Source organism: Paraburkholderia sediminicola (genome assembly GCF_902859805.1).
Lineage (GTDB): Bacteria > Pseudomonadota > Gammaproteobacteria > Burkholderiales > Burkholderiaceae > Paraburkholderia > Paraburkholderia sediminicola.
This window is the reverse complement of sequence record NZ_CADIKC010000007.1, coordinates 382,415-393,443: the sequence shown is the minus strand read 5'-3', so window position 1 is coordinate 393,443 and position 11,029 is coordinate 382,415. Positions and strand designations below refer to the sequence as shown.

The window sequence follows — 11,029 nt, the reverse complement described above, 5'->3', positions numbered from 1 at the left end:
GCCGCGCCGCAAATGGCAAAGGCGGCGATGCGGGTTGCCAGTTGCCGGCGATCCATGCCGCGCCAAGGCGGCTCGTTGCAACAGCAGAGTCGCGAACAAATGGCAAAGGCGGCACCGCATGGTCGCCGCCTCCTCAAACCACAGCCATCAACCACGCTTATCGACGTCAGCGACGCTCAACCTTGTTTCATCTCATCGAGCGCCAGATTCAGTTGCAGCACGTTCACACGCGGCTCACCGAAAATGCCGAACTGACGGCCGCTCGTATAACGATCGACCAGCGCCTGCACATCGTTCGTAGCGAGCTTACGCGCCTTGGCGACGCGATCGATTTGATACGCGGCGGCCGCCGGGCTGATCTCAGGATCGAGACCGCTACCCGAGGACGTCACCAGATCGACCGGCACCGGCTTCGACATATCCGTGCCGGCAGCTTTCAACGCGTCGATGCGGCCTTTGACCTCATCGAGCAGTGCCGGGTTGGTCGGTCCAAGGTTCGAGCCGCCCGAGCTCTGCGGGTTGTACGGCATCGGGCTGGTGGCCGACAGACGGCCCCAGAAGTACTGCGGCGCATCGAACTGCTGGCCAATCAGCTTCGAGCCGACCACCTTGCCGTCCTTCTCGAGCATGCTGCCGTTGGCCTGGTTGTTGAAGGCCGCCTGACCGACCGCGGTCATCACGGCGGGATAAGCGAGTCCGGTGACGGCGGTCAGCACCGCGAAAATCACGATCAGCGGACGAAACAGATTTTTCATGACAGGTAACTCCTTTTAAGCTGCCGCGTCTCAAACCCAGCCAAACGCGGCCAGCACCATATCGATCAGCTTGATCCCGATGAACGGCACGATGATCCCGCCCAGACCGTAGATCAGCAGATTGCGGCGCAACAGGATCGCCGCGCCCAGCGCGCGATAACGCACGCCTTTGAGCGCCAGCGGAATCAGCAACACGATGATCAGCGCATTGAAAATCACCGCGGACATAATCGCCGAGGCCGGCGTAGCCAGATGCATCACGTTCAGCGCGTTCAGTGCCGGATAGGTGGTCGCGAATGCAGCCGGGATGATCGCGAAGTACTTGGCCACGTCGTTCGCAATCGAGAACGTGGTGAGCGAGCCGCGCGTCATCAGCATCTGCTTGCCGATCTCGACGATTTCGATCAGCTTGGTCGGATTCGAATCGAGGTCGACCATGTTGCCGGCTTCTTTCGCGGCCTGCGTACCGGTGTTCATCGCCACCGCGACGTCGGCCTGGGCGAGCGCCGGGGCGTCGTTGGTGCCGTCACCGGTCATCGCCACCAGACGGCCTTCGGCCTGGTGCGAACGGATCGTGGCGAGCTTGGCTTCCGGCGTGGCTTCGGCGAGGAAATCGTCGACGCCTGCTTCTGCTGCAATCGCTGCTGCGGTCAGGCGGTTGTCGCCGGTCACCATGATGGTCTTGATACCCATCTTGCGCAGTTCGGCGAAACGTTCCTTGATGCCGCCCTTCACCACGTCCTTCAACTCGATCACGCCGAGCACGCGTGCGCCCTGTTCGCCCTTCTCGGCGACCACCAGCGGCGTGCTGCCGCGGCGTGCGACTTCGGCCACCGCCGTGCTGACTTCGTTCGGGAAACGGCCGCCATTCGCTTCGACGTAGTTCTTCACTGCGTCAGCCGCGCCCTTGCGGATTTCACGACCCGGCAGATCGACACCGCTCATCCGCGTTTGCGCGGTGAAGGCGAGGAATTCCGCCTTCAGCGAAGCCATGTCGCGTTGACGGATATTGAAGCGTTGCTTCGCCAGCACCACAATGCTGCGGCCTTCCGGCGTTTCGTCGGCGAGCGACGAAAGCTGGGCGGCGTCGGCGAGCGCTTCTTCGGTCAAGCCCGGCGCCGGCACGAACTGCGATGCCTGGCGGTTACCGAGCGTGATCGTGCCGGTCTTGTCGAGCAGCAACACGTCGACGTCACCTGCGGCTTCGACAGCACGGCCCGAAGTGGCGATCACGTTAGCCTGCATCATGCGGCTCATACCGGCCACACCGATCGCCGACAACAGCCCGCCGATGGTGGTCGGAATCAGACACACCAGCAGCGCGACCAGCGCGGTAATCGTAACGACGTGACCCGCTTTTGCCGCTTCGACGGAGAACATCGAGAACGGCAGCAGTGTGGCGGTAGCCAGCAACATCACGATGGTCAGTGCGACCAGCAGAATCGTCAGTGCGATTTCGTTCGGTGTCTTCTGACGCTTGGCGCCTTCGACCATCGCGATCATGCGGTCGAGGAAAGCCTCGCCCGGATTCGCCGTGACGCGCACGACGATCCAGTCCGACAGCACGCGCGTGCCGCCCGTCACCGACGAAAAGTCGCCGCCCGACTCGCGGATCACCGGCGCGGATTCACCCGTGATCGCCGATTCGTCGACCGACGCAACACCGTCGATCACTTCGCCGTCAGCCGGAATCACGTCGCCGGTTTCGACCAGCACGACGTCGCCTTTACGCAGATCGGACGCCGTCAGAATACGGATCGGCGACTTCGGATGCGGCTCGTTGAGCTTCTTGGCCATCACGTCTTTCTTCGCGCTGCGCAGCGACGCTGCCTGGGCCTTGGAACGGCCTTCGGCGAGCGCTTCCGCGAAGTTCGCGAACAGCACCGTGAACCACAGCCACAAGGTGACCGCGAGAATGAAGCCCGCGGGCGCCTCAGCCTGACCGCCGAGCGCGGCGATCCACAGAATGGTCGTCAGAATACTGCCGACGTACACGCAGAACATCACCGGGTTACGGAACTGCGTGCGCGGCGTGAGCTTTTTGAAGGAGTCCACGATCGCCGGGCGCAGCAGCGCCGGGTCGAACATGGACCTGGTTGCATTGTGTTCAGTCATTGAATCCTCGAATTTCCCGTTTGCGCCTGTTCACTCGTTGGTCGCCTGTGTCATCCCGATGAGTCGCCTCAATGGGCGCCCATCATCATCAGATGTTCAACACCAGGTCCGAGCGCAAGCGCAGGCACATAAGTCAGCGCGCCGACCAGCAACACCGTGCCGAGCAGCAGCACGACGAAGAGCGGGCCGTGAGTCGGCAGCGTGCCGCCGGTCACACCGATGCGCTTCTTCGAAGCCAGCGAACCGGCAATCGCCAGCACCGGAATGATCGTGCCGAAGCGGCCGAACCACATCGCGATGGCCGTGAGCCAGTTGTAGAACGGCGTGCTCACCGTCAGACCAGCAAACGCGCTGCCGTTGTTATTCGCAGCCGAGCTGAACGCGTAAAGAATTTCAGAGAAACCGTGTGCGCCGGGGTTAGCGATACCCGCTTTGCCCGCGTCGGTCAGCACCGCGATCGACGTGCCCACCAACACCAGCAGCGGCGTAAGCAGCACCACGATCGACACCATCTTCATCTCGTACGCTTCGATCTTCTTGCCGACATATTCAGGCGTACGGCCGATCATCAGGCCTGCCACAAACACGGCCAGCAGGGCGAACACGAGCATGCCGTACATACCGGAACCCACACCGCCGAAGATCACTTCGCCGAGCTGCATCAGCAGCATCGGATAGAGGCCGCCGATCGGCGTCAGCGAGTCGTGCGTATTCGCTACCGCACCGCACGAAGCCGCCGTGGTCGCCACCGTGAAGATGCCCGACTGCGCGATACCGAAGCGCGTTTCCTTACCTTCCGCGTTACCGCCCGACTGCATCGCATTCGCCGATTGATCGACGTGCAACGCAGTCAACGCCGGATTACCCGATTGCTCGGCGCCGATTTCGCCGAACACGCATACGCCGAAAGCGATCGTCATCGCCGCGAGCACGGCCACGCCCTGCTTGCGGTCCATGATCATGCGGCCAAATACGAGCGCCAATGCCGCGGGAATGATCAGGATCGAGAAGATCTGCACGAAGTTCGAGAACGGCGTCGGGTTTTCGTACGGATGCGCCGAGTTGCCGTTAAAGAAGCCGCCACCGTTGGTGCCGAGCATCTTGATCGCTTCCTGCGAAGCAACCGGGCCCATCGCGATAGTCTGCGTCTTCACCGGCGTATCGACCGTCACCGGATTGCCCTTGGCATCCTTCACCGGATTGCCTTGTGCATCGAGCTTCGGGGCGGCGTACGTCGTGGTTTGCAACGTCGGCACGTCCTGATACGACTTGAAGTTCTGGATCACACCCTGGCTCATCAGCAGCGCAGCGATGATCGCCGACATCGGCAGCAACACGTAGAGCGTCACGCGCGTCAGGTCGACCCAAAAGTTGCCGATGGTTTGCGCGGTGTGACGCGCAAAGCCGCGAATCAGCGCGATCACCACCACGATGCCGGTAGCAGCCGAGAAGAAGTTCTGCACGGTCAGGCCGAGCATCTGCGTCAGATAGCTGACGGTTTGCTCAGGCGTGTAGTCTTGCCAGTTCGTGTTCGACACGAAGCTGACTGCCGTATTGAACGCGCCGTCGACCGTCATCGGGCCGAACTGCTGCGGATTGCCCGGCAGCCAGCCTTGTACGCGCAACAGCAGGTAAAGGACCAGCACGCCGAGCACGTTGAACGCAATCGTCGCGATCGCGTAGTGCTTCCAGCTCATTTCCGTCGACGGATCGACACCCGCGATGCGATACAGCAAACGTTCGATCGGACCGCCGAAACGGACCACGCGCGAGCTGCCATCCATCACATTGCTGAGATAGCGGGCCATCGGCACCGCGGCTGCCAGCAGCACGACGATGAAAAAGCCCGCTTGCAGGACATTGTTCGAGTTCATTCAATGTCCTCCGCGCGCAACAGCGCATAGACCAGGTACACAAACAGCAGCGCGGTCGCCGCGCCAGATAACCAGAGGATCCAGTTCATTAGCGCGCTCCCTGGCCACGCCGGAACTGCATCAACTTCTCGCAGCCGGCAATCAAAGCAAAGGTCAGCGCGGAAAACAGCACCAGCCCCCCGACATACAGCACATCCATTTTTATTCCCCATTCACGGACTTTGGATAGGTGCAACGTTATGCCGATCCGCGTAAAGGGCTGGTCAAAGATCTGAGATGGGATGTAAAAATCGCGTAAACGGAAAAGGCCGTTCCATCGTGGGATGGAACGGCCTTGGGGCGCTGGGTATGGGTTTGCGGTCTTTCGCGTCTACGGCAGCAGAACCGTCGAACCGGTGGTGCGGCGCCCTTCGAGGTCCGCATGCGCTTGCCCGACATCAGCCAGCGCGTAGCGCTGATTGATGCTCGCCTTCACCTTGCCCGACACCAGCATATCGAACAGTTCGGCGGACATCGCCTCGTAGTCACTGCGCTTCGCGATGTAGGTAAACAGCGTGGGGCGCGTAAAGAACAGCGAACCGCGTCCGGCAAATTCAGACGAATCGATCGGCGGCAACGGTCCCGAGGCATTACCGAAGCTCACGAAAAGGCCAAGAGGCGCGAGGCAATCGAGCGAGCCCGTAAACGTGTCTTTACCAATCGAGTCGTACACCACCGGCACACCCGCGCCGTTGGTGATCTCGCGCACGCGCTTGGTGAAGTTTTCGCGCGTGTAGACGATGGGATGGTCACAGCCGTGTGCTTTGGCGATCTCGGCTTTCTCGTCGGAGCCGACCGTGCCGATCACCGTTGCGCCCAGCGCCTTCGCCCATTGGCAAGCCAGCAAACCGACGCCCCCGGCCGCAGCCTGAATCAGGATCGTGTCGCCAGCCTTCACCGGATACGTACGGCGCAGCAGATATTGGGCGGTCAGCCCTTGCAGCATGACGGAGGCCGCCTGCTCATCGCTCACCGCGTCCGGCACCTTGACGACATGCGCCGCCGGCAACACACGCTCCTGGGTGTAGGCGCCAGGCGGACGCGCCACGTACGCAACGCGATCGCCTGCTTTGAGACCGGTCACGCCAGCGCCGACTGCCGTCACCTCACCGGCCGCTTCCATGCCCAAGCCACCGGGCAACGGCAACGGATACAAACCCGTGCGGAAATACACATCGATATAGTTCAAGCCGACCGCGGTCTGCTTGATGCGAATCTCGCCCGTACCTGGCTCGCCCACTTCGACGTCGACCCATTTCATGACCTCCGGGCCGCCGGTTTTGTCGAATCGGATTGCTTTGACCATCATGTCTCCTTGATGTGTGATTCAGCTTGATCGTAAAGCGCCGCCGCGTTGGCTCAAACCTGCTGTGTGAGGCGCAAGGCCAGCACGTCGAGAATCATTCGCGCGGTCGAAATATTGGTGGCGCATGGAATGTTGTGAACGTCGCAGGCGCGTACCAGTGCGTTGATGTCTGGTTCGTGCGGCTGCGGCGTCATCGGGTCGCGCAGGAAGATCACCATGTCCACCCGCCCTTCCGCAAGCTGCGCGCCGATCTGCAGGTCGCCGCCGTGCGGGCCGGATAACATGCGCTCGACCGTCAAGCCATGTGCGTCGCCAATGCGCGTGCCCGTCGTGCCGGTCGCGACGATCTCGCAGCGCCTGAGCGTATCGACGTATTCGCCGGCCAGTTTGACGATGTCGTCTTTCTTGTGATCGTGCGCGATCAGCGCAATGCGGGTGCTCATGACGTAAGACTCCTGAAACCGTTGTGATTGTCGTTGTTGTAGTGAAGGTGATGCTGGTGCGTCAGAACGTACACGCTCAGAACGTACCGGGGTAGGCGCCGCCGTCCATCAGCCAGTTCTGCCCGGTGATGTAGCCGGCATGCACGCTGCACAGAAACGCACAGGCGCGGCCGAATTCGTCGCGCGTGCCGAAACGGCCGGCGGGGATCGTCTTCATGCGCTGCTTGCGCGCATCGTCGACGGAAATGTGTTGCGCGTTGGCTTGCGCCGCGAAGGTGGTGGCGATGCGGTCGGTGTCGAACAGGCCCGGCAGCAGGCTGTTGATCGTCACGCCCGAGGCGGCCACCTTGCTGCGCGCCAGTCCCGCCACGAAGCCGGTCAACCCAGACCGCGCACCGTTGGACAGGCTGAGCACGTCGATCGGCGCCTTGACCGCCGAGCTCGTGATGTTGACGATGCGCCCAAAGCCGCGCTCGCTCATCCCGTCGATAGTCGCGCGGATCAGCTCGATCGGCGTCAGCATGTTGCTCTCCAGCGCGCGAATCCAGTCTTCATGCGTGAAGTTGCGAAAGTCGCCCGGCGGCGGCCCGCCCGCGTTGTTGACCAGAATGTCCGGCTGCGGACAGGCGGCAAGCGCCGCGGCGCGCCCTTCGGGCGTGGTGATGTCGCACGCCACCGTTTTCACCTCGACGCCGCTCTGCTTGCGAATCTCGGCGGCGGTTGCCTCGAGCGTCTCGGCCGTGCGCGCGACGATCGTCAGGTTGACGCCTTCGGCTGCCAGCGCTTCCGCGCAGCCGCGCCCCAGACCCTTGCTGGCCGCGCAAACCAGCGCGGTGCGTCCTGCGATTCCCATGTCCATGTGTCTATCCTCATGACGTAGTCGTGGCGCGGGGATCGTCCCGCGGTTGCCCGATCGTGGCAAAGTTTCCCCCGATTCTAGAAGAATCGGTGCCGGACTGCGCCGGCCCACTGCAATCTCCGGTATCTTCCGGCGCCACTCTTTCGGTAAACTTGCGCCGTGGCGCGTCCGCCCGCCGGTTTCAGGCCGCGCGGACCGCCAAACCGATCCCTCTAGCCGCCGCTTGCGCCCCCGCCATGACCCAGGACAGCCGTTTTCCCAATCTTTTCATCCTCGATCACCCGCTGATCCAGCACAAGCTGTCGCATATGCGCGACCGGGACACCTCGACCCGCACGTTCCGCGAACTGCTGCGCGAGATCACCCTGCTGATGGGCTACGAGATCACCCGCAATCTGCCGATGACCACGCGCCGCCTCACCACGCCGCTGGTCGAGATCGACGCGCCGGTGATCGCCGGCAAGAAACTGGCGATCGTGCCGGTGCTGCGTGCCGGTATCGGCATGTCGGACGGCCTGCTGGAACTGGTGCCGTCGGCGCGCGTGGGCCACATCGGCGTGTATCGTGCCGAGGACCATCGCCCGGTCGAGTATCTGGTGCGCCTGCCGGATCTGGAAGACCGCGTGTTCATTCTGTGCGATCCGATGGTCGCAACCGGTTATTCGGCCGTGCACGCGGTGGACGTGCTCAAGCGCCGCAACGTGAGCGGCGAGAACATCATGTTCCTCGCGCTGGTGGCCGCGCCGGAAGGTGTGCAGGTGTTCCAGGACGCGCATCCGGACGTCAAGCTGTACGTGGCGTCGCTCGATTCGCACCTGAACGAGCACGCGTACATCGTGCCGGGTCTCGGCGACGCCGGCGACCGCCTGTTCGGCACGAAAAACTGACAGCGGGCCGAAGAAAACAGCGGGGCGGCGCGCGCAACACGCCGCCACCGCGCAGTTTCCCCGCGATTTCCGACTACGCTCTCCTCTGCCGCACCCCTGCGGCGTGATAAAATTCGAATCCGCTCAAAGAGCGGCTCGACTTGCACTGCCAGGCAGTGCATCACGCCTTTACGCCGGGTCTGCCGGGACCGGCGCACTTGAACGCCGCTGAGCCGCCCGCTGACCGTCCTGCCCCGCCCCACCCGCTGCCGACCTTCGGTCCCGCTAGCCGGGCTGGCCGGGCGCGATCAAGCTGAGGAAAGCCTGACACCGGGCGGTCCGGCGCCGAGCGGTTTGACATCGAGGCGCAAGGCCGCAATCAGCAGCGCCGCGCGCCCGACATCGCAACGACAATTGCACTATGCGTGCGTCCCACTGGCGCGCGCGACGGAGAAAAGTATGGCGGGTCATTCGAAATGGGCCAACATCAAGCATAAAAAAGCAGCGGCAGACGCCAAGCGCGGCAAGGTCTGGACGCGGCTCATCAAGGAAATTCAGGTAGCAGCCCGCATGGGTGGCGGCGACATCGACTCGAACCCGCGTCTGCGGCTCGCCGTCGAAAAGGCGTACGACGCCAACATGCCGAAAGATAACGTCAACCGTGCGATTCAACGCGGTGTGGGCGGGGTCGATGGCGCAAACTACGAAGAAATCCGCTACGAAGGCTACGGCATCGGCGGCGCGGCAGTGATCGTGGACACCATGACCGACAACCGCACCCGTACGGTGGCGGACGTGCGTCACGCGTTCTCGAAGAACGGCGGCAACATGGGCACGGACGGCTCGGTGTCGTTCATGTTCGATCACGTCGGCCAGTTCCTGTTCGCGCCCGGCACGCCGGAAGACAAGCTGATGGAAGCCGCGCTCGAAGCCGGCGCCGAAGACGTCGTCACGAACGAAGACGGCAGTATCGAAGTGCTGTGCCCGCCGAACGATTTCCCGAAGGTGAAGACCGCGCTCGAAGCCACGGGCTTCAAGGCCGAGTTGGCCGAGGTGACGATGAAACCTCAGACGGAAGTCGAATTCACGGGCGAAGACGCTGTGAAAATGCAGAAGCTGCTCGACGCGCTGGAAAGTCTGGACGACGTGCAGGAAGTCTATACAAACGCCGCGATCGCCGACGAATGAGCGTATCCCGGCAGCGCCTGGCGTGTGGATCTGCATCCGAACCACACGCCCGCGCCGCCGGTTAGCATTCGCGTTGCTGCAGAGCGGGCGTTGGTTGGGGCTTCAACACCGCCACCACCCGGGTTCGCTATGTGCCCTGCGCCGCTCCCTGGCTGCGGGCCCATTGCAAACCTCGCTGTTATTCCACGGCTGAGCGTGACGCTTCAGCCGTTTATGGTTTTTAAGTCTCGGGGATTCACATGAAGTTACTCGTCGTCGGTTCCGGCGGTCGCGAACATGCGCTGGCATGGAAGCTCGCGCAATCGCCGCGGGTTCAGCTCGTCTACGTTGCGCCCGGCAATGGCGGCACCGCCCAGGACGAGCGTCTGCGCAATATCGACATCACCGATCCGGCCGAACTCGCCGATTTCGTCGAGAAAGAACAGATCGCCTTCACGCTGGTCGGGCCGGAAGGGCCGCTCGCCGCAGGTATCGTCAACCTGTTCCGCTCGCGCGGTCTGAAGATTTTCGGGCCGAGCAAGGAAGCCGCGCAGCTCGAAAGCTCGAAAGATTTTGCCAAGGCGTTCATGAAGCGCCACGCGATCCCGACCGCCGAATACGAAACCTTCGCCGACGTCGCCGCCGCGCACGCGTATCTGGACGCCAAGGGCGCGCCGATCGTGATCAAGGCCGACGGCCTCGCTGCCGGCAAGGGCGTCGTGGTTGCGCAAACGCTGGAAGAAGCGCACGCCGCCGTCGACATGATGCTGTCGGACAACAAGCTAGGCGATGCCGGCGCGCGCGTCGTGATCGAGGAATTTCTCGCCGGCGAAGAAGCCAGCTTCATCGTGATGGTAGACGGGAAGCACGTGCTGGCGCTCGCTTCGAGCCAGGATCACAAGCGTCTGCTCGACGCCGATCAGGGTCCGAACACCGGCGGCATGGGCGCCTATTCGCCCGCGCCGATCGTCACGCCGCAACTGCATGCACGCGTGATGCGCGAAATCATCCAGCCGACTGTGCGTGGCATGGAGAAGGAAGGCATCCGTTTTACGGGCTTCCTCTACGCCGGCCTGATGATCGACGCGCAGGGCAACCCGAAGACGCTCGAATTCAACTGCCGGATGGGCGACCCGGAAACGCAGCCGATCATGGCGCGCCTGAAAGGCGACTTTTCGAAGGTCGTCGAGCAGGCCATCGCCGGCACGCTCGATACGATCGAACTCGAATGGGACCGCCGTACCGCGCTCGGCGTGGTGCTCGCCGCGTACAACTATCCGGAGACACCGCGCAAGGGTGACCGGATCAGCGATATCCCGGCGGAAACCGGCGATTCGGTCACTTTCCACGCCGGCACCACGCTGGCGGACGGCAAGCTGACCACCTCGGGCGGCCGTGTGCTGTGTGTGGTCGGTCTGGCGGATTCGGTGCGCAGCGCGCAATCGGTCGCGTACGAGACGATCAACCAGATTTCGTTCGACGGCATGCAATATCGCCGCGACATCGGCTACCGCGCCTTGAACCGTAAGCACGACGCCAAGACCGAAGGCAAGCACTAAGCCCGCCCCACTCGCCCGCGTGCAGCGCCAACGGCGCTACACTGCG

11 protein-coding genes are annotated in these 11,029 nt (G+C 62.9%); 3 read left to right on the top strand and 8 right to left on the bottom strand.

The genetic code is table 11. From position 1 onward, the window contains the following. Window positions 1-176: 176 nt before the first annotated feature. The 8 genes from kdpC to R8871_RS24830 all read right to left on the bottom strand — a co-directional run bounded on the left by kdpC (window position 177) and on the right by R8871_RS24830 (window position 7,391). Window positions 177-755, bottom strand: coding sequence for a potassium-transporting ATPase subunit KdpC (gene kdpC, locus R8871_RS24865; RefSeq protein WP_175052840.1), 579 nt, complete (start codon window positions 753-755; stop codon window positions 177-179). A gap of 30 nt (window positions 756-785) precedes the next feature. Continuing rightward, window positions 786-2,870, bottom strand: a complete 2,085-nt coding sequence (kdpB, locus tag R8871_RS24860; protein ID WP_054034985.1) for a potassium-transporting ATPase subunit KdpB — start codon at window positions 2,868-2,870, stop codon at window positions 786-788. 68 nt (window positions 2,871-2,938) lie between these two features. Beyond that, complete coding sequence (gene kdpA / locus R8871_RS24855) at window positions 2,939-4,744, bottom strand: potassium-transporting ATPase subunit KdpA (RefSeq protein ID WP_175052839.1); 1,806 nt, start codon at window positions 4,742-4,744, stop codon at window positions 2,939-2,941. Further along, window positions 4,741-4,833 carry a K(+)-transporting ATPase subunit F gene (gene kdpF / locus R8871_RS24850; protein ID WP_011487462.1) on the bottom strand — a complete coding sequence of 31 codons (93 nt, stop codon included), beginning with the start codon at window positions 4,831-4,833 and terminating at the stop codon, window positions 4,741-4,743. Before kdpF ends, kdpA begins: the two co-directional genes overlap by 4 nt. After that, on the bottom strand, window positions 4,833-4,943 hold the full coding sequence (locus tag R8871_RS24845; RefSeq protein WP_175052838.1) for a potassium ABC transporter ATPase: 111 nt from the start codon (window positions 4,941-4,943) through the stop codon (window positions 4,833-4,835). The genes kdpF and R8871_RS24845 overlap by 1 nt, the downstream gene beginning before the upstream one ends. A gap of 171 nt (window positions 4,944-5,114) precedes the next feature. Beyond that, the gene (locus R8871_RS24840; RefSeq protein ID WP_175052901.1) at window positions 5,115-6,089 is read right to left on the bottom strand and encodes a quinone oxidoreductase family protein; all 975 of its coding nucleotides are present in this window, start codon (window positions 6,087-6,089) and stop codon (window positions 5,115-5,117) included. A 53-nt stretch (window positions 6,090-6,142) separates the two neighbouring features. After that, window positions 6,143-6,532: a methylglyoxal synthase gene (locus R8871_RS24835; protein ID WP_175052837.1), complete on the bottom strand. Its 390-nt coding sequence runs from the start codon at window positions 6,530-6,532 to the stop codon at window positions 6,143-6,145. Between the two features lie 76 nt (window positions 6,533-6,608). Next, entirely contained in the window at window positions 6,609-7,391 is a 783-nt protein-coding gene (locus R8871_RS24830; RefSeq protein WP_175052836.1) for an SDR family oxidoreductase, read from the bottom strand. A 236-nt stretch (window positions 7,392-7,627) separates the two neighbouring features. Between R8871_RS24830 and upp the strand changes: the two genes are divergently transcribed. From upp to purD, 3 genes are all read left to right on the top strand, one after another. Next, window positions 7,628-8,278 (top strand): uracil phosphoribosyltransferase, encoded by a 651-nt coding sequence (gene upp / locus R8871_RS24825; protein WP_175052835.1) that lies wholly within the window; start codon window positions 7,628-7,630, stop codon window positions 8,276-8,278. A gap of 438 nt (window positions 8,279-8,716) precedes the next feature. Continuing rightward, window positions 8,717-9,445, top strand: a complete 729-nt coding sequence (locus R8871_RS24820) for a YebC/PmpR family DNA-binding transcriptional regulator (protein WP_175052834.1) — start codon at window positions 8,717-8,719, stop codon at window positions 9,443-9,445. 239 nt (window positions 9,446-9,684) lie between these two features. Beyond that, window positions 9,685-10,983 carry a phosphoribosylamine--glycine ligase gene (purD, locus tag R8871_RS24815; RefSeq protein WP_175052833.1) on the top strand — a complete coding sequence of 433 codons (1,299 nt, stop codon included), beginning with the start codon at window positions 9,685-9,687 and terminating at the stop codon, window positions 10,981-10,983. The last annotated feature ends 46 nt before the right edge of the window (window positions 10,984-11,029 follow it).